Here is a 22,100-nt window from a genome sequence, read left to right on the forward strand (position 1 = left end):
CGGGGTCTTGCAGACTCACCGCACCGGTCGTCGCGGGCGGAGAACTCGGAGCAGGAGGATCGTGAGGACCGCGCCGGCGGCGCTGACCGTCAGGATCACCCACATGTTCGGCCCCTCACCGGAGGCCAGTGAGGCGTTGATGATGCCGCCGGCGGGCGTGGGTTCGGCGAAGGCGTTGTCGCCCGCGATCCCGGTGCTCTCCAGCAACGTCATGTGCTTCATCACCACGTCGATGCCGGCCTGGGCGAACGGCCGGATCGTGTCGTTGCGCGTCCCTGAACGCACCTTCGCGATGAACATGAAGACCTGGCCGTGCGCGGCACGCAGCCTCGCGACGAACGCCTGGTCGAACGCGTCGCCTTCCAGGGCGTTGATCTCCTCCATCCACGACTGCTGCGCCGGGCTCGGCAGGTCGGGAATGGTCACACCCAGCTGACCTGCGGCTTTCTTCGTCGCCGCGTCCAGCATCATGTGGTCAAGCATGATCATCTTGCCGATCTGCTTGACCCTGGCGTTCGACGCCTTGGTGGCGGTGAGCTCACCCATCGGCATCTCCCACAAGCCTGCCTGGCGCACCTTCACCAGCAGCTCGCGGTCGTTCGCGGTCAACGGTCCCGTCGGGGTGTCCTGCACTCCACCGGTGTCCGCCGGCTGTGCCTGTGCCGGGGCCATACCTGAGAAGAGGAAGAACAGCGCCAAGACGGTGGCGAGGGCTCTGGTCATCGTCTTGAAGTCCTCGTTGTTCAATGGGAGTCGGTAGGGGTCGAAGATCGAGCAGTGGGCTCAGTAGCCGGGCGCACCGGAGGTCGGCGCAGACGGCGGTGTCTGACCGTTGCCGGGGCGGGGGGACGTGCTCGGCGTGCTGCTGCTCTTGCTGTTGTTCTGCGCTTTTCCGCCGGTGATCTTGGCGCCGTTGGGGGCGGTGACCCACCACACGCCGCCCTTTCCCTGGCCTTTCATGTCACCTGCCACCTTGTCCTCGGCGAAGGTGTACTGCGGCCAGCCGGCGATGGTGAGCTGCTTGGTGCCGTCCGGCCTGGTCAGGACGCCCATGGAGATCGGGTCCACCCCGGTCGCCATCGGTGCCTTGTCCGCGAGGACCGGCTTCCAGGCCTTCGCGCACTCGCCCTCGCAGTTGGACTTGGACGGCTTCTGGACGTCCTTGTCGTAGCGGTAGAGCGGGAGCCCGTCGGCGTCGGTCACGAACCAGCCCATCTGGTCCGTGTTCGCGATGAAGTAGTTGTTCGTGTTGCTCAGATCAGCGGGATTCGCCTGCAAGCCGCCCGTCGCGACCCCACCAGGGGGCTCGTTGGTGCTGCCGCACGCGGTGAGGCTGACAGCCAGTGCCGCCAGGGCGGTGATGGCTTGACCACGTCGCATCGGCAGGTCCTTTCTCGGCTTGGGTACCGAGGAGTACGGACACGATCCGGCAACGGTTCACGAACTTCGTGAGGAATATTTGCCTCTCGACTTGAGACGCTTCATGGGGCAAGGATGTCCCCCGTGGCGCGGCATAGACGTCAACGTGAGTTAGACGAACAATCACCAAGACCGGGATCCCTCGAGGAAGAGTTGATCCGTCGGCTGTACGAGGAATTCGGCAGTGCCCTGCTCGGACACTGCATGAGGTTGACTGGCCATGATCGTCAGTGGGCAGAGGACATCGTGCAGGAAACCCTGGTCAGGGCATGGCGCAACGCCGAGAAACTCGAGCGTGACCCCGTGCTCTTGCGGTCGTGGTTGTTCACGGTGGCAAGGCGGTTGGTCATTGACGACAGACGTAAGAGAAGCGTCCGTCCGCAGGAGTTCGAACTGACCCCTTCGGACGAGTCGCCTTCGGGCGGCGAGGAGGATCGCACCCTCGCGGCGATCGTCGTCGCTGAGGCGATGAACGGTCTCTCAGAAGAACACCGGGAGGCTATTCTCGAGACATACCTGCGGGACCGCACTGTCGGTGAGGCCGCGGCGGCACTGGGTGTGCCACCGGGAACGGTCAAGTCGAGGGTGTACTACGCGCTCCGTGCGTTGCGGCGTGCGTTGCACGATCGGGGAGAGACGCGGTGACAACGGCACCAGATCACCTCGACGTCGCCGCCTACGTGCTCGGCATCCTCGATGCCGATGAGGTGGAGGCGTTCGAGAACCACCTGACGGAATGCCGCAGGTGTGCCCTTGACCTGCGCGACTTCGCGGTGGTGCCGGACCTCATCGACGAGGCCGACGCGGGCGGGATGCTGCGCGGAACAGCACCGGAACGCCCGGACGGCAAGTCGGTGCGGGTCATGCTCGACGCTGTGGCCGCGCGCAGGCGGCGCAGACGATGGTTCGTCGCTCAGGGCGTCGCGGCCGCCGCCGCCGGCGTCGTGGCGGTGACCGCCGTTGTCACGACCCTGGTCGTGCGCAACGACAACGACGGCTCGAACCAGGCCGCGGGCCCCACCACGTCCACGTCGCAGACCAGGGTGGCGAACAACTCCACCGAAGCGACGATGGAGGTCAAGCAGCAGGACCCGAACAGCGGCGTCTTCACGAAGATCGTCGCCTCCGACGAGGCCTGGGGCACGTCGATGGACATCGAGGTCAGCGGCATGTCCGGGCCGGGCAAGGGATCGCTCGTCGCCGTCGGACGCGCGGGCCGCGTCGCCCAGGTCACGTCCTGGTACGCGCCCGAACCGGTGGCCGGCGACTCCAAGACGATCCGGCTGCAGGCCAACGTGGCCATGCGCTGGCACGAGATCTCGACGTTCCGCATCATCGACGAGAACGGCAAGACCCTGCTGGAAGCGGTCGCTTCCTGACGCTTCCCGACACCAGACCACTGCCCTCACCGGATCCGTGAGATCCTGTGGGGGCAGTTGTCGTTTCGGGGAGGCTAAAACACGTGGCGATAGGCCCGTCAGCGGTCGAGCGTTGGCTCGATCTGTCCACTGAGGAGCTGCGAGCTCAGGTCAAGCAGCTCGTGGCCGCCCGCCTGCCGGGTGATCACTCGGTGTGGCAGGCGATCCGGCGTCATCCAGCACTCGTCCCACGCATCCGCGGTGTCCTCTCCGGACTCGCGGCTAGCGCGGCCGGGAGCAAGGACGAGGCCATGCAGAAGGTCTGGATCTCCAAGGCGCGCAGCGCTCTGGACCAGGAGTACGTCGCGCCGGTGAAGGCCGCGCGCAAGCCGGTGGTGAAGGAAGAGCCGGTGCCGGAACCAGAACCGGTCATCGAGCTGAAAGAGCCGGAGCCGCAACAGAAGCAGCCGCACAAAGCCATCCCCACGATGCTCTTCCAGGAGCCCAGTTAGATGGTTGTCCTCGGGTCACTCATCTCGTTGTCGGGTCTCGCGATCCTGCTGTTCCGCACGGCAAGTCTCGGCGGCCTCAGCCCCGCGCTCGTCGGCTGGGTGATGATCCCGTTGGGCCTGCTCTTCGCGGGCCTGGGCGTCCTTCGCAACCGCCGCAAGCGCGCGAAGAAGGGGCCCGGCCCGGTCGGCAACCCCATCCAGCGCGCGAAGGCGTTGCCGCGGCTGTGGAAGGTCTGGCGCAGCGGCAAGTACCCGGAGCTGCAACGCAGCCAGGTCGTGCTGTGGGCGGCGGCGCTGGTCTACCTCGTGTCGCCGATCGACGTCATCCCGGAGCTGTTGCCGGTGATCGGCGTGACCGACGACGCGGGTGTGCTGGTGTGGCTGCTCAGCAGCCTGTCGGTGGCCTCAGGGGGTTTCCTGCGCTGGGAGAAGGACCATCGCGACCCGAGTCGCGGGATCGAGGCCCCTTGAGGCCTCCTCGCGCATGATTTCGGCGAGGCCGGGCGAAGTTTCGACGACCGTCCGGAATCCGAGGCGCTCGTAGTACGGCGCGTTCCACGGCACGTCGCGGAACGTCGTCAGCGTCACAGCGCGGGAAGCCCGCGTGACGTGCTCGATCAGCGCCGCGCCGATCCCCTGACGGGCGTGCGACGGGTGCACGCAGACCTGGTGGACGTGCGTCGCACCGTCCACCTCGCCGACGGCGATGAACCCGACGGGCACGCCCCGCTCCCCCACCGCCACCCAGACCTCGTGGTCAGCGAGGTCCTCCAGCGACATCGGGTCGTCGTCGGCGATCTCCGGCATGCCGACGTCGCGGAACGGTTCCCCGGACGCGATTTCGATCTCCTGGAGGTACGGCAGTTCGGCTGGTTGGGCGAGACGGATCAACACGCGCGCAATCCTGGTAGGTCGGACGCGAACCCCGCACCTGAATAACGTTAAAGTCCGACCTGATGCGAACCAAGACCGTGCGCGTCCTCCTGGTCGAGGACGACGATGGCGACGCCCTGCTCGTCGAAGCGCTGCTCGAAGAGGCGAGGGCGCCGTTCATCCTGTCGCGGGCTCGCACGCTCGCGGAGTCGGAGGGCATGCTCGGCGACGCCGAGTGCGTGCTGCTCGACCTCGGCCTGCCCGACTCCCAGGGGCTGGACAGCCTCTACCGGCTGCTGAGCAAACCGGAAGCGCCGGCGATCCTCGTGCTGACGGGGCTCAACGACGAACGCGAGGGCATCGAGGCGGTCGCCTCGGGTGCCGAGGACTACCTCATCAAGGGCCAGGTCGACGGCGAACTGCTGCTGCGCGGCGTCCGGTACGCGGTCGAACGCCGCCGCTCCGAGGAGGCCCAGCGCCAGCTCCGCGAGGCCAAGCTGATCGCCGCCGAACGGTCGCGGCTGGAACGCGGCCTGCTCCCTCCCCCGCTGCTCAAGGGCTCGGACCTCGACCTGGAGGTCCGCTACCAGCCCGGTGGCCAGCGGATGCTGCTCGGAGGCGACTTCTACGACGCGGTCGGTCTGCCGGACGGCTCGGTGCACGCGATCATCGGCGACGTCTGCGGCCACGGCCCGGACGAGGCCGCGCTCGGGGTCTGCCTGCGGATCGCGTGGCGCGCGCTGGTGCTCGCAGGCGAACCACCGGAGAAGGTGCTGCGGACACTGGACCAGGTGCTGGTCGCGGAACGGCACGGCGAGGGCATCTTCACCACGGCCTGCGTGGTCACCGTGGCCCCGGACCGGCGATCGGCGCGCTACTTCCTCGCCGGGCACCCCGAGCCGTTGCTCGTGGTGGGCCAGCAGATCCTGGACCTGCCACAGTCGAAGGTCGGTGTGCCGCTGGGGGTGTTGCCGGACTACGCGTGGACCGGTGTGGACGTGCCGTTGCCGCCCGGCTGGTCACTTGTCTGCTACACGGATGGATTGATCGAGGGCCGGGTACCCGACGACACCGATCGGCTCGGCGTCGAGCGCCTGTGCGAGATCCTGCGCGGACTTCTGCGGCGGGGCCCGGACTGGCTCGACCCCCTGATCGCGGAGGTGACGGAGCTCAACGGAGGGGAACTCGACGACGACATGGCCGTGCTGCTGCTGAAGGACCCGAGTTGAAACTGCCGGAGAGGCTGCCGGCCAGCCGCCTGCTCGTCGTCATCGTGGTGATCCTCCTGGCCATGACCGCTGTCGCGATCGCGTCGACGGTGGTGTCGCTCAACGCCCTCAGCGACGCGCGGGCGCGGTCGGTCGACCAGGTCGAGCCGGCGGCGCGCCGGGCGAGTGACCTCAACCGCGCGCTGCTCGACGAGGAGACCGGTCTGCGAGGCTTCGTGCTGACCGCCGAGGAGGACTTCCTCCAGCCGTACTTCGACGGGCGGACCGAGGAGCTCAAGGCCGCGGACGACGTGCGAGCGCTCGTGGGCGACGTCAACGGCCGCGTGGGCCGCATCGAGGAAACGGCACGGCAGTGGCGCTCGCAGTACGCGGAGCCCACGATCATCGGCATCCGGTTGTCCGGCCCGGTCATCACGCCCGCGCAGGAGACCGACCGCGGCAAGGTGCTGTTCGACCAGCTCCGCAGTGAGGTGGCGGCGCTGCAGGCCGACATCGGCGGGCTCGGACGCACGGCCCGTGACGACCTCAGCCACGCGTCGAACGTCGTGCTGTGGCTGGTGATCGGCATGGGCGTGCTGCTGGTGGCGGTGATCGCCGGGCTGTCGTTGTTGTTGCACCGCCTGCTGATCGCGCCGCTCTCGAAGCTCGCCGAGCAGGTCAGGCAGGTCGCGTCCGGAGAGTTCGACCACGAGATCGACGCGCACGGTCCGCTTGAGACGGTGATGCTCGGCGAGGACGTCAACGCCATGCGCCGCCGGATCGTGCAGGAGCTGGCGACGCTGGACGCGGCAACTGTTGAGCTGCAACGGTCGAACTCCGAGCTGGAGCAGTTCGCCTACGTCGCGTCGCACGACCTGCAGGAGCCGCTGCGCAAGGTCGCGTCGTTCTGCCAGCTGCTGCAACGACGCTACGGCAACAAACTCGACGAACGCGCGGACCAGTACATCGAGTTCGCCGTCGACGGCGCGAAGCGGATGCAGGTGCTGATCAACGACCTGCTGGCGTTCTCCCGCGTCGGCCGGATCACCCGCGAGCGCACGATGATCGACCTCGGCGAGCTGGTGGGCCAGGTCGTGGACAGCTTCTCCGAGCGCGTCGAGGAGACCGGGGCGAACATCGTCGTCGGCGATCTGCCTTCCGTGCGAGGTGAGGCGTCTCTGCTCAGCGCGGTGTTCCAGAACCTGATAAGCAATGCGTTGAAGTTCAAGGGCCCGTCCGACCCGGTGGTCACGATCGACGCCGAACGCGACGGGGAGCTGTGGAAGTTCTCGGTGCGCGACAACGGCATCGGGATCGAGCCGGAGTACGCTGACCGGATCTTCGTCATCTTCCAGCGGCTGCACCCGAAAGACGCCTATCCCGGCACGGGCATCGGGCTGGCGATGTGCCGGAAGATCGTCGAGTACCACGGCGGCACCATCTGGCTGAAGACCGATGTGGACTCCGGGACCACCTTCGAGTTCACCTTGCCCGTCGCCCCGGAAGACGCCACCGAAGAGCTTGTCGAGGTAACCGCATGAGTGAAATGCCGCTGAGCGTGATCGACGTCCTGCTGGTCGAGGACGACCCGGGCGACGCGTTGATGACGCAGGAGGCGTTCGAGCACCACAAGATCCGCAACACGCTGCACGTGGTGAAGGACGGCGTGGAGGCGCTGGCTTTCCTGCGGCGCGAGGGCGAGTACGAGAACGCGCCGCGGCCGGGGCTGATCCTGCTCGACCTGAACCTGCCCCGCAAGGACGGGCGCGAGGTGCTGGCCGAGGTGAAGGCGGACGCCGAGCTCCGGTCGATTCCCGTGGTGGTGCTGACGACCTCGGACGCCGAAGAGGACATCCTGCGCAGCTACAGCCTGTACGCCAACGCTTACGTCACCAAACCGGTGGACTTCGACCGGTTCATCGAGGTCGTGCGCCAGATCGACGACTTTTTTGTCACCGTGGTGAAGTTGCCGCGCTGATGACGGCGGCGCTGAAGTCCAGGCAGGACCGGCAGATCTTCGCCGACTCCCCCTCGTGCACCGGCTTGGTCTCGCTGCAGAACGAGCAGTCGCCGGCCTCGCCGACCTGAGCCGCGGCCACGCAGATGTCGCAGATGAGCGCGGCGGGCCCGGCCATCATCTTGTCGACCTCGTCCGCGCCGCGCCCGCAGAACCAGCAGCGCTCGGTCCGCTTGGACTGCTCGACGATCTGGTGCACGCGCTGGTGGCTGATCTTCAACGCCTCCGCGATCTCGCGCATCGACCCACCGGCGCGGTGCAACCGCAGCACGTGGTGGTGATAGACGGCTTTCGCGATGTCGGCCTGGTCCTGAGCAGCGGCCGCGACCGTGCTGGCCTTGCGCGCCGCTGCCAGAAGTTCCTCGTCGAGCGTCATGGCGTCTAGTCTAGCTAGACGCGTCTAGTGCGTCTAGACAGAACTCAGTCTTCGCCGCGGACGATCAACGGGTCGTCGCCGTCCTGGACGACCCACTCCTCGTCACCGCGGCGCGGCGGGATCACCGGCGCCCAGATTCCCGTCCCACCGGGACGGACGACGTCCTTGGTCGCAACAACTTCTTCTAACGCACTCATGCCTTCTGGCTACCCGTTTGCGCGGAACGTATGCCGGACAGCATGGTGGTGATGGCCTCCATGACCCGAGCCGTGGCCTCGTCCAGCACCTCGGCGGTCAGTTCCCGGTCGTACAGGTCGGACAGGTCGACCGGCGCGCCCGCGACCACCTCGACCGTCTTGCGCGGCAACAACCTCGGCAGGATCGTGCCCTTGGGCAACAGGTCCTGGGTCCCCCACTCGGCCACCGGCACCACGGGAACGCGGGATTCGAGGGCCATCCGCGCTACACCGGACTTGCCCTTCATCGGCCAGTTGTCGGGGTCCGTCGTGAACGTGCCCTCGGGGAACACCATCACGCATTCGCCGTCCCGCAACGCCTCGACCGCCGGTTTCAGCGCCTCTGACGCCTTCACCGTGCCGCGCTCGACCGGGATGTGGCCGCCGGAGCGCATGACCCAGCCGATGACCGGGGTGCGCCACAACGACGCCTTCGCGAGCACGCGCGGCACCCGGTTCGACATCAGCGCGAACACCACCGCGGCCACGGTGTCGGAGTTCGACAGGTGGTTGAACGCGAGGATCACACCACCGTTGCCGGGCACGTGGTGCCTGCCACGCACCCGCAGACGCACGAACAGCACCACGATCGGCCACAGCACGTCGATCGCCAGCGAGAACCAGAACCCCCGGCCTCTGCGGGGCATCTTCCAGGTCCAGGCGGCCAGCTCAAGCGGTCTCACACGTGGTATTCGAGCACGCCGGCGTTCACCGTTCGGGTCAATTCGCCACGTTCGACCAGAACATCGAGGTGCGCGGCCGTCTCACCGATCGCCAGCACCTGGTTGAACATGTCCAGATCGTCGAACCGGCGCTGGCGGCGGGTCCACCCGATCTTGCGGGCGGTCTCGAACGCGCTGCCGCTCACCGCCTTGAGGATCTCCTCCAGGCGCTGCTCGTGGTGGTGCAGCAGCTCGTCCACGCGGGCGTGGCTGCTGTCGGTCACGGGGCCGTGCGCCGGCAACAGCTTCAGGTCCGGCAGCTCGCGGGTGAGCCTCAGCGACGTCATGTAGTCGCCCAGCGGCAGTTCGGGCCTGAGCGGCTCGAAGCCGATCGACGGCGTGATGTGCGGGAGCACGTGGTCGCCCGAGAACAGCACCTTCGCGGTGTGGTCGACGAACACGACGTGGCCGCGGGTGTGGCCGGGCGTCGGGACGACTTCGAGCCTGCGGTGTTCGAGGTCGATCGTGGCCGGCGTGAGCCACTCGTCCGGTTCCTCGTAGTCGCGCAGGGCGTCGTCGCGGTTGACGTGGTGCATGATCTTGATCCACGTCTCGGCCAGCTCGGCGGCGCCCCATTTGCGCAGGTCGTCGACGTGCTGGTCCTCCTGCCCGTGCAGGATGTGCCGCAGCGACGGCTGCTCGCCGAGGCCGAGCCCGATCTTGGCGCCGAACATCCTGCGCAACGCCACGGCCATCGTGAAGTGGTCGCGGTGCACGTGCGTGACGAGGAACCTCTTGATGTCCTCGAAGCCCTTGTTCAACGTGCCGAGCGCGGCTTCGAGCTGGTCGCGCGCCTCGTCCAGCGCCCAGCCCGAGTCGACCATGACGAGTCCGTCGCCGTCCTCGATCGCGTACACGTTGACCGCGCGCAGCCCGTCGTTCGGCAGCGGCAGCGGGATGCGGTGCACTCCTGGTGCCACCTCGAACGCGCCCGGTTCACTCCACACGCCCGCTCACCTCATTGTTAGCGATGGCAACTATTACCGGACAGTAACACGGTATTCCGGGTGCTTGTCGATGTACTTCGCCACAAACGGGCAAAGCGGCGAGATCTTGATATCACGGGCCTTCGCGTCGTCGAGCGCGAACTTGGCGAGCTGCCCGCCGAGGCCCTGACCGGCGTAGGCCTCGTCGACCTCGGTGTGCACCAGCGCGATGACGTCACCGATGGTCCGGTACTCCAGGAAGCCGGCGACCGCACCGTCGACGTGGACCTCGTAGCGGCTCTCGGCCTCGTTGTTGATGACCATGCAACCATCTTGCCCCGGACGGATGGAAAATGTCGCTCATGGACGTCTACCTCCTGATCCTGGGTGACCACCTGCCCAACCCGTGCACGGGCGAGGAGGTCCCCCAGGCCGACCGGTTGCGCGCGATGGTCGAGCAGGCGGTGGTGGCCGAGGAGTCGGGGTTCGCGGGCGTCGCGATCGGCGAGCACCACTTCACCCGCTACATCGTGTCCGCGCCCGAGCTGCTGCTGGCGGCGGTCGCGGCGCGGACGTCCACGTTGCGGCTCTCGACCGGGGTCACCCTGCTCGCCCACCGCGACCCCGTGCTGGTCGCCGAGGCGCTGGCCACGTTGGACGTCCTGTCGAACGGCCGGGCCGAGCTGATCGTGGCACGCGGCGTCGACCAGCAGACCGACGCGGCGTTCGGGGTGCAGCCGGGCGAGCTGCGGGCGCGGTTCGAGGAACACCTGCGGCTGCTCATCAAGTTGCTGGAAGAGCCCGAGGTGAGCTGGGACGGCCGGTTCCGCGGGCCGCTGACCCACGTGACCACGACCCCGCGGCCGGTGCAGGCGCCGCGGCCGACGGTGTGGATCGGGTCGGGGTCCGCGGTGTCGGCGGATCTGGGCGCCGAGCTGGAGATGCCGCTGATGCTGCCGTCGACCCTGCGGGATCCGTCGATCTACTCGGACGTCGTGCAGCGGTACCGGGAGCGGTTCCCCAGCGGACGGGTCGGCGTCCCCAGTCACGTGTTCGTGGCTCAGGAGGACGCGCGCGCACGGTGGCGGCCGCATCTCGCGGAGTACGCGCGGTTCGCCGACCCGTGGCGCGGGGACGGCGACATCGACGTGGACGCGATCATGGACGGCGCGGCGGTGTGCGGAACGCCGGACGAGGTGGCGGCGCGGCTGAACGCGTTGGCGGAGCACCTGTCCATCGACACGCACCTCGTGATGGTCGACATCGGGGGCATGCCGCACGAGTCGGTCATCGAGACGATCCGGCTCTTCGGTGCCGAGGTGTTGCCGAAACTTGTTTAACGCCAGCGCTGCCAAGGGTTAACACAGGCGCGGCAGGATGATCGTCGTGGGCATCACCGTCATCGGCATCACGCATCCTGGGCAGGTCGGGGCGCTCCCCGGCGGCACGAACGTGCTGGTGCTGGCCGATGACGGCACGTACGCCGATGAGTTCCTCGACACCGACTTCCGTGCGCACCAGTTGGTGGTGCGCGCTCACGGGCGCGGGTCGGCTTTCTTCGGGGTGGCGGACAAAGCCCGTGAGTTGGGTGCGAGTCGGGTCTTCTTCGGTGGTTTCCGGGACGTCTCCACCGAAGAAGACCCGGTGCTCCTGCTGGACGACGTGATCGCGTTCAACGCGCCTTTCGCCCGCCGCATGAACGACTGGGTGCGACCGGCAAGCGCGTACGGTGACGGACTCGTCACGTGGCTCACCGAAAACGCGGCCAAAGCAGGGCTTCGCGTGGTGCAGCCCACATCCGTTGGAATCCATTGAGGACTGATGCTCCTCTGATCGCGACGGAAGTTGTCGCGATCGTTCTCCTTAGGCTGAAGACTCAGTCACAGCAGTGAAATACCGTTCCCCTCGAGCCGTGTGCTGACGCGTACGCACCGAAGCTGAGAGGTTTCTCAGCGTGTTTTCTCGGGGGCAGGGGACACTGGGTTTCAGGGTTCTCTCAGGGGAGAACCTGACCCTTCGGTGCGGTCGTGTCGCCGAAGATGGTGCGCACAAGACCCACAGGAGGGGACACAGAGTGAGCGCGTCCGATGGAGTCGCGGCGAGAGCCGTCGACGTGTGGAAGGAATACGGGTCCGGCGACGCCGCCGTGACCGCGCTCGCGGGGGTGAGCGTCGAACTGGACAGGTCCAGGTTCACGGCGATCATGGGGCCGTCGGGGTCGGGCAAGTCGACGTTGATGCACTGCCTCGCGGGGCTCGACGACGTCACCCGCGGCGAGGTGTGGATCGGGGACACGAAGGTCACCGGGCTCAAGGACCGCGGGCTCACCGAGCTGCGGCGGGACAAGGTCGGCTTCATCTTCCAGCAGTTCAACCTGCTGCCGACGCTGACAGCCGAGGAGAACATCACGCTGCCGCTGGCGATCGGTGGCAAGAAGGTCGACAAGGCCTGGTTCGACGTTGTCGTCGACACGGTGGGTCTGAGGGACAGGCTGACCCACCGGCCGACGCAGCTGTCAGGCGGTCAGCAGCAGCGCGTGGCGTGCGCGCGTGCGCTGGTGTCGCGCCCTGATGTCGTGTTCGCGGACGAGCCGACCGGCAACCTGGACTCGCAGTCCGGCGCGGAGGTTCTGGGCTTCCTGCAGCGGTCCGCCCGTGAGTTCGGGCAGACGATCGTGATGGTCACGCACGACCCGAACGCCGCCTCGTACGCCGACCGCGTCATCTTCCTCAAGGACGGCCACGTCGTCCGCGAGCTGCTGTCGCCGTCGTCCGAGGAGGTTCTCGACACGATGAAGCACCTCGACGACGTCGCGGTGCCGCATGTTTAAGGCGACTATCAAGAGCTTGCTGTCGCGCAAGCTCCGGCTGGTGCTGTCCGCGCTCGCGGTCGTGCTGGGCGTGATGTTCGTGTCCGGTTCGTTCGTGCTGACCGACACGCTGCAGCGGTCGTTCACCGATCTGTTCTCGTCGGCATTCGCCAATGTGGACGTTTCGGTGGCACCTAACGCGGAGAAGGGCAAGGAGCCGCAACCGCTGACGCCCCAGGCCATCGCCGACGTGAAGTCGGTGCCGGGCGTGGCGTCGGCCGTCGGTGACGTGCAGGGTTCCGCGCGGCCGATCGGCAAGAACGGCAAGGTCATGACGACGTCGGGCGCGCCGCGCATCGGCTTCAACTGGACGGGCACCGGCCAGGAGAAGATCCGGGACGGCAAGGCGCCCCAGGCCGAGGGCGAGGTCGCGGTCGGCGCGTTCCTCGCGACCACCGGCGGGTTCAAGGTGGGCGACGAGATCTCGCTGCTCACGTTGGAGCCCAAGAAGAACTTCAAGATCAGCGGCATCTTCGAGTACGCGGGCGGCCGTGACTCGCTGGGCGGCGAGCTGTCGGTGGCGTTCACCGAGCCGGTCGCGCAGCAGTTGTTGCTGGGCCAGAAGAACGTGTTCTCCGGCGTCACCGTGACGGCGGCTCAGGGCACGACGGACGACGCGTTGCGCGACGCCGTCGCGGCCAAGATGGGCTCCGGTTACGAGGTGAAGACCGGTGCGGTGCTGGCGAAGGAGCAGGCCGACCAGATCAACGAGGGCTTGAAGTTCTTCAACTACGTGCTGCTCGGGTTCGCCGGCATCGCGTTGTTCGTCGGCATCTTCATCATCCTCAACACGTTCTCCATCATCGTCGCCCAGCGCACGCGTGAGTTGGCACTGCTGCGGTCGATGGGCGCCTCACGCGGCCAGGTCATCGGGTCCGTGGTGCTGGAGGCGTTGGTGATCGGCCTGATCGCCTCGATCGTCGGACTCGGCGCCGGTATCGGCGTGGGAGCGTTGCTGGCCAACATCTTCAGCACGGTCGGCGGCGGCAACCTGCACCTGGCGGGCATCGGCGTGCCTCTCTCGGCGATCATCTCGTCGTTCGCGGTGGGCATGATCGTCACCGTGATCGCGGCGGTCATGCCGGCGCTGCGGGCGTCGCGGATCGCGCCGGTCGCGGCGATGCGCGAGGCGGCGACGCCGGACCGGCCGCTGACGAAGATCACGCTCATCGGTGCGGCGGTCGTCGCTCTCGGCGGCACGGGACTGGGCTTCGGCTTCCAGCAGACGTCGCTGCCACTGATCTTCGGCGGCATCCTCGTGGCGTTCATCGGTGTCGCGCTGCTGACCCCGATGCTGTCCAAACCGATGGTGTCGCTGATCGGCCGCCTGCTGTCGTGGTCGATGCCGGGTCTGTTGGGGCGCAGGAACTCCGCCCGCAACCCGCGCCGGACCGCGATCACCGCGGCCGCGCTGATGGTCGGCATCTCGCTGATCACCGGCGTGAGCGTGGTGCTGACGTCGGCGACCAAGTCGATCGAGAAGCTCGCCGCCGGGCAGCTGCAGACCGACCTGATCATCTCCGGCGAGGGCCAGATGGAGGGCATGCCGGCGACGTTCAAGCCGGACGTGCTCACCAAGGTCGAGCAGACCGACGGCGTCAGCTCGGCGTTCGGCTGGTCGTCGGACGGCGTGCTGCAGGGCGAGGACCAGCTGTTCGCGGTCGCCGTCTCGGACGTGCCGGCGATGAAGGAGATGTTCGGCCTCAAGTCGTTCTCCGGTGAGATCGCACCGCTGCGCGACGACCAGCTGGCGCTGTCGGAGGGTCAGGCCGCCGAGAAGGGCTGGACGGTCGGCACCAAGGTGACGCTCCAGCTGGCCAAGGCGAGCGAGCCGAAGACGTACACCGTCGGCTTCATCTGGGCCAAGTCCCAGGTGCTGCAGGGCGCGCTGGTGCTGCCCGAGTCGGCGGGTGCCCAGTTCCGGTCCGACGGCATCGGCCAGGCGTTCGTGCAGGTGAAGCCGGGAACGTCGGCGGCGGACGTGCAGAAGCGCGTCGAACCGCTGTTCGCGGACAACCCCGAGATCACGGTGCAGGACCGCAGCGCGTTCGTGAAGCAGACGACCTCGCAGTTCGACACGGTCCTCCTGATGATCCAGATCCTGCTGGCGCTGGCGATCCTGATCGCGGTCCTCGGTGTCATCAACACGCTGGCGCTGTCGGTGATCGAGCGGACCCGCGAGCTGGGTCTGCTGCGGGCCATCGGCATGCGGCGGTCGCAGGTGATGCGGATGATCACCGTCGAGTCGGTGGTGATCTCGGTGTTCGGCGCGGTGCTCGGCCTCGCGGTCGGTCTCGCGCTGGGCGTCGCGACCGTGCAGGCGTTGAAGGACCAGGGCATCTCGGATCTCGGGTTCCCCTGGGTCACCATGGTCCAGTACCTGGTGGTGGCCGCGGTCGTCGGTGTGATCGCGGCGATCCTGCCCGCGATCCGCGCGGCACGGCTCAACGTCCTGGACGCGATCGCCTACGAGTGAGTGCCTCCTACGAGTCGTGTCCAGGTATCAACCAGCCACGACTCGTAGGACTCGATCGTCAGCTCTGTGGTCTTGGTGAGCAGCAGGTAGGTCTCGGCCTGACCGAGCACCGCGCCCGTCTGCGCGACCCAGTCCACGTTCGTCTCTGAGATCAGGCCATCGGCGGCCAGCTTCCGGAAGAAGCCGCCGATGGCCTGATGTGTCATTTCGCGGGCCGCCTGGGCACGTTCGGCGATCTCGGGCTCGAGCGCCTCCGCCTGCTGTGACACCTTCAGCAACGCTCCCGTGCGGTCCATCAACTGCGCGCCGATCGCGGCCATGCGCGCGATCCGCTCCTCGGCCGTCGGCGCGTTCATCGCCTTCTGGAACCAGTCCCGGTCGGGCACGGCCACGCGGTGGTAGTCCCCCGCGATCGCCACGTCCAGGCAGCGCTGCAGCAACGCGGCCTTCGAGTCGAACCGCACGTACACCGTGCGAGCACCCACACCCGCGTGTTTCGCCACGTCGGTGAGCGTCGTGGCGACGTAGCCGCGTTCGGTGAACAGCTCGGTGGCCGCCTCGATGATCCGGACCTCGGTGTCCGCCCGGCGCGCCGCTCGCAAATCCCTGTTGACGTCCTCTGGCACATGTTGCAGTCTAACTGCATAAGTGCAGTCTCACTGCAACCAGGAGGTAACGATCATGAGCGCGCCGCTGCTGGACGGCATCCACCACCTGAAGCTCCCCGTGTCCGACCTGGACAAGTCGCTGGACTGGTACACGACGAACCTCGGCTACGAGCTGATGGTGAACTTCGTCGAGCAGGGAGTGCGGATGGGCGTGTCCATGGATCACGCCAGAGGCGGGCCGCCGCTGGCACTGAGACTGAACCCCGAGCTCGCGGCCGTCGCGGCCGGGTTCGACTACTTCGCCATCGGCGTACCGGGCGAGGAGGCCATCGAGGCACTCGCGGCGCACCTCACCGAGCGCGGTGTCGAGCACGGTCCTGTCTTCAGGACGCCGGTCGGCTGGGTGTTGCCCGGTGTGCACGACCCGGACGGTCACGAGGTCCGCTTCTACACGACCCCGCTGGAGGTGCCGGAGGGCATGCCGCGTCCGTTCACCAGGGAGTCGTGACGGGTTGCTGTGCCAGGCCGTCGCGCTCCGGCACAGCAACCCGATCAGCGGTCAGGCGTGCGGACAGGTGTCCCGGTAGGCCGAGATGAGCGTGTTCGGTGCCGGGGCCGGGCAGAGGAACTGGTCGTAGCGGACGTCGTTGTCCACGAACCTCTTCAGCCACGACAGGGTGTACTTGCGGACCGTGATGTTGTCGCTGCGCGGGTCGGAGTGGTCGCCGCCGCGCAACTCCAGGAACGCCTTGTCGGAGGCGGCCGTCATGGAGTTGTAGAACGGCGTCGAGTGCTGGGAGTTGGGGGCGGTCGGGTCGCTCTGGCCTCCGAGCACCAGGGTCGGTGCCTGGACGCCGGGCCAGCTCTTCGTGGTGTGCCAGCCGGCCAGCGGGATCGCGGCCTGCAGCGCGGGACGGCTGGTGGCGGCGCGCAACGCTCCGCCGCCGCCCATCGAGTGGCCCATCACGGCGAGGCGCGAGGCGTCGACGCGGGGGTTCGTTCGCACCGCGTAGTCGAGGGCCGCGAGGAGCTGGCGGCCCCGGCTGTCCGGGTCGTCCCAGCCGGACAGGGTGTTGATCGTGATCACCACGAACCCGTAGGACGCCAGTCGCGGACCGAAGTGCGCGACGGACGACTGGGTCGCGGTGAAGCCCGGTGAGATGGCTACCGCTCCGAACGTGAGGTCACTGGTCGGGGTGTAGATGGTGCCGCCGCCGAAGTTCGACTGACGGGCGATGGCCGCCGAAGTCACCGCGAACGTGCCGCGCGAGGCTTCGACGGAGGCGGCCGTGGGTGCCGGGCCGCGTTCGTAGGGGTTGGCCGCCGCGGAAGCGACAGCGGGGGCGGTGGCAGAGATCAGCGCCAGGATGAGCGCCGCAAGCACGCCTTTGATGCGCACGACGATGTCACCTCAATTGGTTGCAGGGTGGTTACCAATTGCTGCCAGAAGGCAGTGTTACAGCGGTATTACGTTACCGCCCAGTAGCCGAAGTAGGGTTCGGCCACATGGATGGTGCTCTTCACGGGATCCGTGTTATCGATTTTTCGACAGTCGTCATGGGGCCGTACGCAACGCAGATCCTCGGTGACCTCGGTGCCGACGTCGTGAAGGTCGAGTCCCCGTCCGGCGACTCGTTGCGGGTGCCACCTCCGTACAAGCACGTCGGCATGAGTTCGCTGACCCTCGCGCTCAACCGCAACAAGCGCTCCATCGCAGTTGATCTGAAGGATGAACGCGGGAAGAAGATCTTCCGCGACCTCGTGGCGACGGCCGACGTGCTCGTGACCAACCTGCGGCCTCAGGCGCTCGAACGGCTCGGGCTCGACTACGAGTCGATCAGGCACGACCGGCTCGTTTACTGCCAGGCGCAGGGATTCTCGGGTGAGCTGCGGGACCGCGCCGCGTACGACGAGATCGTGCAGGGCGCGTCCGGGACCGTGGACCTGATGATGCGGGCCACGGGCACGCCGGACTACGTGCCGACCGTGCTCGCGGACAAGGTCAGCTCGCTGACGATCGCGTACTCGGTGCTGGCCGCGTTGATGCACCGGGAACGCTCCGGGCTCGGCCAGCACATCGAGGTTCCGATGACCGACACCATGCTGGCGTTCAACCTCCTCGAACACCTGGGCGGCGAGACCTTCGTGCCGCCGCACGGCCCGTTCGGCTTCGCGCGGTCACTGCAGCCGAACCACCGCGCGGTCCGCACCAAGGACGGTTACGCCTGCATCGCCACCTACGGCGCGCGCAACGTCGCGGACTTCTTCACCGTTGCCGGACGACCGGACCTGGCGGTGGATCCGAGGTTCGACTCCCCCGACTCGTTGTACGAGCACTTCGAGGAGTTCTACGACCTGATGGCGGAGCTCGCGCTGGAACGGACGACGGACGAGTGGGAGGAGCTGTGTTCCCGGTACAGCATCCCGTTCGGTCGCGTGGCCGGCCTGCAGGACGTGGTGTCTCGTTTGGACACCGCGGAGCACCCCACCGAGGGCACTGTCCGCGTTGTCCCGTCGCCGGTCCGGTTCTCGGCAACTCCTGCGTCCGTTCGGCGGCATGCACCGCGCCTCGGCGAGCACAACACCGAGCTGTTGACGGAACTCGGTTACACAGCGCAGCAGATCAGCGAATTGTCGTCCGATGGAGTCACCGTAGAGGCGGTATGCGGCGAATCGACTGGAGCACAAGGGTGATCGCGTGCCCACTCGGAGACAGTTCCTCGTGCTGAGCTCGACGGCGGCTTTGACCAGTCTGCTGTCCGAGACCCCTGCCTCAGCCGCCGAAGTCGCTCAGCCGTACGCGTCGTACTGGCACCCGGCCACTATCCTGAACTGGGATCCGGCGACGGACCGGGACGCCAAGTACAACCGCAGCACGGTGCCGCTGGCGAAGCGCGTCGTTCCGGCCAGACCGGCCAACGCGCACGCGCATCCCAACGAGGCGCGCGTGCAGGCGTTGGTGGCGTACGCGCCGACGAGCAACAACCCGGCGCAGGGCTCGCTGGACATGAACTACTACGCCACGAACTACTGGCAGTACATCGACGAACTGGTGTTCTGGGGTGGTTCCGCGTCCGAGGGCCTGATCCTCGCACCGAACCCGACCGTCACCGACGCCGCGCACCGCAACGGCGTGCGCGTGATCGGCAACGTGTTCCTCCCGCCGACCGCGTACGGCGGCCAGATCCAGTGGGTCCGCGACTTCGTCAAGCGCGAGGGCGACCGGTTCCCGGTGGCGGACAAGATGATCCAGGTCGCGCGGCACTACGGGTTCGACGGCTGGTTCCTCAACCAGGAGACCGCCGGCGGCAACACCCAGCTCGCGAACGACATGCGCGACTTCATCGTCTACATGAAGAAGAGCGGGCTGCGGGTCATCTGGTACGACGCGATGACCGACTCCGGCAGCGTGTCCTGGCAGAACGCCCTGACCGCGCGGAACAAGATGTTCTTCGAGCAGTCCGACGAGATGTTCCTGAACTTCTGGTGGAGCACCCAGGGTCTGGCGAACTCCGCCGCGATGGCCACGCAGATGGGTCGCAGCCCGTACGACCTGGCGTCCGGTGTGGACGTCGAGGCCAACGGTTACAACACCAACATCGGCTGGGCCTCCGTCTTCCCCGAGGGCAAGCCGCACACGACGTCACTCGGCTTCTACCGTCCCGAGTGGACGTTCAAGTCGTCCACCAGCCCGGCCGACTTCTACGCCCGCGACAACAGGTTCTGGGTCGGCCAGAACGGCGACCCGGCGAACACCACCACGACGGCGAACTGGAAGGGCGTCGCCCACTACATCACCGAGCTGACGCCGATCACCTCGCTGCCGTTCGTCACGAACTTCAACACCGGGCACGGCCGCAAGTTCGCGATCGGCGGCGCGGTGCGCTCGACCCAGGCGTGGAACAACCTGTCGCTGCAGGACGTCCTGCCGACGTGGCGGTGGAGCGTCACCGGCACCGGCACGAAAGTGACCCCGTCGCTCGACTGGGACGACCCGTACGACGGCGGCACCGCGCTGAAGATCACCGGCACTCCCCTGTCCGCCAACGACGTCCGCCTGTTCGCGACATCGCTGAAGCTGACCGGCAACACCCAGTTCGAGATCGTGCACCGCACCGGCGTCGGCCCGTCGCGGCTGCAGGCGGTGCTGCGGATCGGTACCACGGAGAAGGTCCTGGACCTCGGCGGAGTGTCCGGTGCGTGGCGGCGCAGCGTGTTCCCGCTCGGCGAGCACTCCGGCGCGACGCTGACCGAGATCTCGCTGCGGGTGCTGCCCGGCGGTCCCGTCACGGCCTCGATCGGCCGGATCGGCGTGCTGGACCCGGTCATGACCTCACCGGTCGCCCCGTCGAACGTGCGGGTCGAACAGGTGAGCCGCACCAACACGACCACCGTGTCGGCACGACTCACCTGGACGCGCTCGCCCGGCGCCGTCCGGCAGTACCGGGTCTACAAGTGGACCGGTTCCGCGCGGATCTTCCTCGGCGGCACGACGAACGACGCGTACTTCGTGCCCGCGATCCCGTTGGGTGCAGGGGAAACCGCGCAGATCGAGGTCGAGGCGGTCACCGAGGCGTTCGACGTCTCACCGCCGGCCCGGGTCTCGATCACTGGTACACCCTGACGTAGTCCAGCACCATGTCCTGCGGCAGCTGCGTCCCGGCCCCCGGCGGGCCGGGCCAGTCACCGCCGACCGCGTTGTTGATGATGAGGAAGAACGGGTGGTCGTACACCCACGGACCGCGGGTGGTCTCCAGCTCGTTGCGGTCGACGGTGAAGAACCTGTTGCCGTCCACGCTGAACGTCATGTGGCTGGAGTCCCACTCGACGGCGAAGGTCCGGAACGCCGAGGACGCCGGCTGGCCGAGCTCGAGCGGTGACCCGTGGCCGCCCGCGCCGAAGTACTGGGGCGCGTGCAACGTCGAGTACACCCGGTTCGGCTCCTTGCCGACGTGTTCCATGATGTCGATCTCGCCGCACGCGGGCCACGGCGTGCGCTTGTCGAAGAAGTCCGCGCCCAGCATCCAGAACGCCGGCCACAACCCCTGCGTCGACGACACCTTGATCCGCGCCTCGACCCGGCCGTAGGTGAAGGTGAACTTGCCGTAGGTGTTCAGCCTCGCCGACGTGTACTGGCAGGTCGTGCTGCCGCTGACCGGGTCCACCGGGCACGCGCCGCCGGGCGTGACTTCCCGGCGCGCCTGCAGCACCAGGTTGCCGTTGCCGTCGTGCCGGGCGTTGTTGTTGTTCGTGTAGTACTGAAGTTCGTTGTTCACGCCCGGCCCGATCTCCGGCTGCCACTTCGCGGCGTCCGGCCCGGTGCCCGCGGGCGCGTTGAACTCGTCGGACCACACCAGCCGGCCGGGGAACGCCGGGTTCGGCGGCAGCGGCGGAGCGGGCGTCGGGTTGCCCCCGGTGCCGTAGACCTGGAACTCCCACAACGAGTAGCCGTAGCCGTTCGACCTGGCCGTGCCGAACATCCGGACGTACCGGCCGGTGCCGCTGACCGTCAGCGTCTCCTTGAAGCCGCGGCCGGTGGTCGTCGCGTAGATCTCGCGCCAGTTCGCGTTGTCGTCCGAAACTTCCAGTTCGTAGGCCGTCGCATAGGCCGGGTCCCACTGCAACACGACCTTGGAGATCGTCGCGGGCGCGCCGAGGTCGACGGAGATCCAGCCGGGATCGACCCAGCCGGTCGTCGAGCTCGTGGCCCAGCGGGTCGCGGGATCGCGGTCGAACGCCTTGGCCGGGACGCACTGCCCGCAGTTCACGTCGTCCTGCGAGGTGGACGCCGCGCCCTGTCTTCCGTAGGAAAGCAGGGTTTCCGCGTTGCCGCCGTCACGCGTGCCGAACACCTGGAACTCCCACAGCGAGTAGCCCCACTGGGTCGCACGCTCGGTCAGGTCCAGCCGCACGTACCGGCCGGTCCCGTTCACCGCGAGCGTCTGTGTGCCGCCTGGCCCTGTTGTTGTGCTGTGCAGGTCGTGCCAGGTGTTGCCGTCCGGGGAGATCTTGAGGCTGAACGCCTTGCCGTGCGCGGTTTCCCACGCGAGGGTCACCTGGTCCACGCGTGCTGACGAACCGAGGTCGATCTGAATCCACTGGGGGTCGCGGAACTCGCTGGACCAGCGCGTGCCGAGGTCGCCGTCGACGGCCGCGGCCGCGGTGAAGACGGCGTTCTCGCTGGTGGAGGCCGTGACAGGACGGCCTTGGGAGAGCAACGGACCAGCGGCGTGCGCCGGGGTGATGAGAGCGGCCGCGACCATCGCCGCGACGATGAGAGGGAGTCTTCCGCGTTGAAGCCTTCCTGACATGGGGATGCTCCTGTAGCTGGAGAACGGGACGGCGAGAGAGCGCTCTCTGAGACAGGAGTTCACCTCCGAGAGTCAGGGCTCCCGGCACGCGGTGTCAAGAAAACCGGGACTTCTGAACGTTTCTTGCGGATTGACGCCCTGTTGCGAACTGCGTCATGCTCGATTTGCGTGAGAGCGCTCTCCCAATCC

General features: G+C 67.6%; 25 protein-coding genes. 14 read left to right on the plus strand and 11 right to left on the minus strand.

Features of this window, described 5'->3' with window-relative positions; all coding sequences use genetic code 11:
- Positions 1-15 precede the first annotated feature (15 nt).
- Both LFM09_RS26310 and LFM09_RS26315 read right to left on the minus strand, forming a co-directional pair.
- Positions 16-723 (minus strand): DUF4142 domain-containing protein, encoded by a 708-nt coding sequence (locus LFM09_RS26310; protein WP_414099216.1) that lies wholly within the window; start codon positions 721-723, stop codon positions 16-18.
- Positions 724-783: 60 nt separating this feature from the next.
- Positions 784-1,380 carry a hypothetical protein gene (locus tag LFM09_RS26315; RefSeq protein ID WP_414099217.1) on the minus strand — a complete coding sequence of 199 codons (597 nt, stop codon included), beginning with the start codon at positions 1,378-1,380 and terminating at the stop codon, positions 784-786.
- 114 nt (positions 1,381-1,494) lie between these two features.
- On the opposite strand from LFM09_RS26315, the gene LFM09_RS26320 reads away from it, so the two are divergent.
- The 4 genes from LFM09_RS26320 (at position 1,495) to LFM09_RS26335 (ending at position 3,760) form a co-directional block, all read left to right on the plus strand.
- Positions 1,495-2,064: a sigma-70 family RNA polymerase sigma factor gene (locus LFM09_RS26320; RefSeq protein WP_030468711.1), complete on the plus strand. Its 570-nt coding sequence runs from the start codon at positions 1,495-1,497 to the stop codon at positions 2,062-2,064.
- Complete coding sequence (locus LFM09_RS26325; RefSeq protein WP_414099218.1) at positions 2,061-2,798, plus strand: anti-sigma factor family protein; 738 nt, start codon at positions 2,061-2,063, stop codon at positions 2,796-2,798. The genes LFM09_RS26320 and LFM09_RS26325 overlap by 4 nt, the downstream gene beginning before the upstream one ends.
- Positions 2,799-2,881: 83 nt before the next feature.
- Positions 2,882-3,289: a hypothetical protein gene (locus LFM09_RS26330; protein ID WP_414099219.1), complete on the plus strand. Its 408-nt coding sequence runs from the start codon at positions 2,882-2,884 to the stop codon at positions 3,287-3,289.
- Complete coding sequence (locus LFM09_RS26335) at positions 3,290-3,760, plus strand: YkvA family protein (RefSeq protein WP_414099220.1); 471 nt, start codon at positions 3,290-3,292, stop codon at positions 3,758-3,760.
- Here LFM09_RS26335 and LFM09_RS26340 read toward each other — a convergent pair.
- On the minus strand, positions 3,695-4,180 hold the full coding sequence (locus LFM09_RS26340; protein WP_414099343.1) for a GNAT family N-acetyltransferase: 486 nt from the start codon (positions 4,178-4,180) through the stop codon (positions 3,695-3,697). The two genes, LFM09_RS26335 and LFM09_RS26340, sit on opposite strands and share 66 nt — an antisense overlap.
- Positions 4,181-4,245: 65 nt before the next feature.
- Here LFM09_RS26340 and LFM09_RS26345 point away from each other — a divergent pair, with 65 nt between their 5' ends.
- Genes LFM09_RS26345 through LFM09_RS26355 form a run of 3 tightly spaced genes read left to right on the plus strand, consistent with a single transcriptional unit; the run spans position 4,246 to position 7,348 of the window.
- Positions 4,246-5,391, plus strand: a complete 1,146-nt coding sequence (locus LFM09_RS26345) for a PP2C family protein-serine/threonine phosphatase (protein WP_414099221.1) — start codon at positions 4,246-4,248, stop codon at positions 5,389-5,391.
- Entirely contained in the window at positions 5,388-6,911 is a 1,524-nt protein-coding gene (locus LFM09_RS26350) for a sensor histidine kinase (RefSeq protein WP_414099222.1), read from the plus strand. Before LFM09_RS26345 ends, LFM09_RS26350 begins: the two co-directional genes overlap by 4 nt.
- The gene (locus tag LFM09_RS26355) at positions 6,908-7,348 is read left to right on the plus strand and encodes a response regulator (RefSeq protein ID WP_414099223.1); all 441 of its coding nucleotides are present in this window, start codon (positions 6,908-6,910) and stop codon (positions 7,346-7,348) included. The genes LFM09_RS26350 and LFM09_RS26355 overlap by 4 nt, the downstream gene beginning before the upstream one ends.
- Here the strand turns inward: LFM09_RS26355 and LFM09_RS26360 are convergent.
- Genes LFM09_RS26360 through LFM09_RS26380 form a run of 5 tightly spaced genes read right to left on the minus strand, consistent with a single transcriptional unit; the run spans position 7,323 to position 9,971 of the window.
- On the minus strand, positions 7,323-7,763 hold the full coding sequence (locus LFM09_RS26360; protein WP_414099224.1) for a ClpX C4-type zinc finger protein: 441 nt from the start codon (positions 7,761-7,763) through the stop codon (positions 7,323-7,325). The genes LFM09_RS26355 and LFM09_RS26360 overlap by 26 nt on opposite strands.
- A gap of 44 nt (positions 7,764-7,807) precedes the next feature.
- Positions 7,808-7,960, minus strand: a complete 153-nt coding sequence (locus LFM09_RS26365; protein ID WP_414099225.1) for a hypothetical protein — start codon at positions 7,958-7,960, stop codon at positions 7,808-7,810.
- The gene (locus tag LFM09_RS26370; protein WP_414099226.1) at positions 7,957-8,682 is read right to left on the minus strand and encodes a lysophospholipid acyltransferase family protein; all 726 of its coding nucleotides are present in this window, start codon (positions 8,680-8,682) and stop codon (positions 7,957-7,959) included. Before LFM09_RS26370 ends, LFM09_RS26365 begins: the two co-directional genes overlap by 4 nt.
- Positions 8,679-9,668 carry an MBL fold metallo-hydrolase gene (locus LFM09_RS26375; protein WP_414099227.1) on the minus strand — a complete coding sequence of 330 codons (990 nt, stop codon included), beginning with the start codon at positions 9,666-9,668 and terminating at the stop codon, positions 8,679-8,681. Before LFM09_RS26375 ends, LFM09_RS26370 begins: the two co-directional genes overlap by 4 nt.
- A 33-nt stretch (positions 9,669-9,701) precedes the next feature.
- The gene (locus tag LFM09_RS26380; RefSeq protein WP_414099228.1) at positions 9,702-9,971 is read right to left on the minus strand and encodes a GNAT family N-acetyltransferase; all 270 of its coding nucleotides are present in this window, start codon (positions 9,969-9,971) and stop codon (positions 9,702-9,704) included.
- A 38-nt stretch (positions 9,972-10,009) separates the two neighbouring features.
- Between LFM09_RS26380 and LFM09_RS26385 the strand changes: the two genes are divergently transcribed.
- From LFM09_RS26385 to LFM09_RS26400, 4 genes are all read left to right on the plus strand, one after another.
- On the plus strand, positions 10,010-10,987 hold the full coding sequence (locus LFM09_RS26385) for an LLM class flavin-dependent oxidoreductase (RefSeq protein ID WP_414099229.1): 978 nt from the start codon (positions 10,010-10,012) through the stop codon (positions 10,985-10,987).
- Positions 10,988-11,033: 46 nt separating this feature from the next.
- On the plus strand, positions 11,034-11,462 hold the full coding sequence (locus tag LFM09_RS26390; RefSeq protein WP_414099230.1) for a hypothetical protein: 429 nt from the start codon (positions 11,034-11,036) through the stop codon (positions 11,460-11,462).
- 259 nt (positions 11,463-11,721) lie between these two features.
- Positions 11,722-12,477, plus strand: coding sequence for an ABC transporter ATP-binding protein (locus LFM09_RS26395; protein ID WP_414099231.1), 756 nt, complete (start codon positions 11,722-11,724; stop codon positions 12,475-12,477).
- A complete protein-coding gene (locus LFM09_RS26400; protein ID WP_414099232.1) occupies positions 12,470-14,992 on the plus strand; it encodes an ABC transporter permease in 2,523 nt (840 codons plus the stop codon). Before LFM09_RS26395 ends, LFM09_RS26400 begins: the two co-directional genes overlap by 8 nt.
- Here LFM09_RS26400 and LFM09_RS26405 read toward each other — a convergent pair.
- Positions 14,983-15,618, minus strand: a complete 636-nt coding sequence (locus LFM09_RS26405) for a TetR/AcrR family transcriptional regulator (protein ID WP_414099233.1) — start codon at positions 15,616-15,618, stop codon at positions 14,983-14,985. The two genes, LFM09_RS26400 and LFM09_RS26405, sit on opposite strands and share 10 nt — an antisense overlap.
- Before the next feature lie 55 nt (positions 15,619-15,673).
- Here LFM09_RS26405 and LFM09_RS26410 point away from each other — a divergent pair, with 55 nt between their 5' ends.
- Complete coding sequence (locus LFM09_RS26410; RefSeq protein WP_414099234.1) at positions 15,674-16,108, plus strand: VOC family protein; 435 nt, start codon at positions 15,674-15,676, stop codon at positions 16,106-16,108.
- Positions 16,109-16,159: 51 nt separating this feature from the next.
- On the opposite strand, the gene LFM09_RS26415 is transcribed toward LFM09_RS26410, so the two are convergent.
- Positions 16,160-16,999: a dienelactone hydrolase family protein gene (locus LFM09_RS26415; RefSeq protein WP_414099235.1), complete on the minus strand. Its 840-nt coding sequence runs from the start codon at positions 16,997-16,999 to the stop codon at positions 16,160-16,162.
- Between the two features lie 107 nt (positions 17,000-17,106).
- On the opposite strand from LFM09_RS26415, the gene LFM09_RS26420 reads away from it, so the two are divergent.
- Together LFM09_RS26420 and LFM09_RS26425 are read left to right on the plus strand one after the other, a co-directional pair.
- Positions 17,107-18,294, plus strand: coding sequence for a CaiB/BaiF CoA transferase family protein (locus tag LFM09_RS26420; protein WP_414099236.1), 1,188 nt, complete (start codon positions 17,107-17,109; stop codon positions 18,292-18,294).
- 4 nt (positions 18,295-18,298) lie between these two features.
- Positions 18,299-20,224 (plus strand): endo-beta-N-acetylglucosaminidase, encoded by a 1,926-nt coding sequence (locus LFM09_RS26425; RefSeq protein WP_414099237.1) that lies wholly within the window; start codon positions 18,299-18,301, stop codon positions 20,222-20,224.
- On the opposite strand, the gene LFM09_RS26430 is transcribed toward LFM09_RS26425, so the two are convergent.
- Entirely contained in the window at positions 20,208-21,911 is a 1,704-nt protein-coding gene (locus LFM09_RS26430) for a discoidin domain-containing protein (protein WP_414099238.1), read from the minus strand. The two genes, LFM09_RS26425 and LFM09_RS26430, sit on opposite strands and share 17 nt — an antisense overlap.
- Positions 21,912-22,100: the final 189 nt, after the last annotated feature.

It is taken from the genome of Lentzea alba (assembly GCF_047445655.1).
GTDB lineage: Bacteria > Actinomycetota > Actinomycetes > Mycobacteriales > Pseudonocardiaceae > Lentzea > Lentzea alba_A.

Coding starts and splice junctions, on each gene's coding strand:
- LFM09_RS26400 (WP_414099232.1), top strand. CDS start 12,470: ATGTTTAAGGCGACTATCAAGAGCTTGCTGTCGCGCAAGCTCCGGCTG.
- LFM09_RS26360 (WP_414099224.1), bottom strand. CDS start 7,763: ATGACGCTCGACGAGGAACTTCTGGCAGCGGCGCGCAAGGCCAGCACG.
- LFM09_RS26385 (WP_414099229.1), top strand. CDS start 10,010: ATGGACGTCTACCTCCTGATCCTGGGTGACCACCTGCCCAACCCGTGC.
- LFM09_RS26320 (WP_030468711.1), top strand. CDS start 1,495: ATGTCCCCCGTGGCGCGGCATAGACGTCAACGTGAGTTAGACGAACAA.
- LFM09_RS26345 (WP_414099221.1), top strand. CDS start 4,246: ATGCGAACCAAGACCGTGCGCGTCCTCCTGGTCGAGGACGACGATGGC.
- LFM09_RS26430 (WP_414099238.1), bottom strand. CDS start 21,911: ATGTCAGGAAGGCTTCAACGCGGAAGACTCCCTCTCATCGTCGCGGCG.
- LFM09_RS26335 (WP_414099220.1), top strand. CDS start 3,290: ATGGTTGTCCTCGGGTCACTCATCTCGTTGTCGGGTCTCGCGATCCTG.
- LFM09_RS26355 (WP_414099223.1), top strand. CDS start 6,908: ATGAGTGAAATGCCGCTGAGCGTGATCGACGTCCTGCTGGTCGAGGAC.
- LFM09_RS26310 (WP_414099216.1), bottom strand. CDS start 723: ATGACCAGAGCCCTCGCCACCGTCTTGGCGCTGTTCTTCCTCTTCTCA.
- LFM09_RS26380 (WP_414099228.1), bottom strand. CDS start 9,971: ATGGTCATCAACAACGAGGCCGAGAGCCGCTACGAGGTCCACGTCGAC.
- LFM09_RS26365 (WP_414099225.1), bottom strand. CDS start 7,960: ATGAGTGCGTTAGAAGAAGTTGTTGCGACCAAGGACGTCGTCCGTCCC.
- LFM09_RS26420 (WP_414099236.1), top strand. CDS start 17,107: ATGGATGGTGCTCTTCACGGGATCCGTGTTATCGATTTTTCGACAGTC.
- LFM09_RS26410 (WP_414099234.1), top strand. CDS start 15,674: ATGAGCGCGCCGCTGCTGGACGGCATCCACCACCTGAAGCTCCCCGTG.
- LFM09_RS26315 (WP_414099217.1), bottom strand. CDS start 1,380: ATGCGACGTGGTCAAGCCATCACCGCCCTGGCGGCACTGGCTGTCAGC.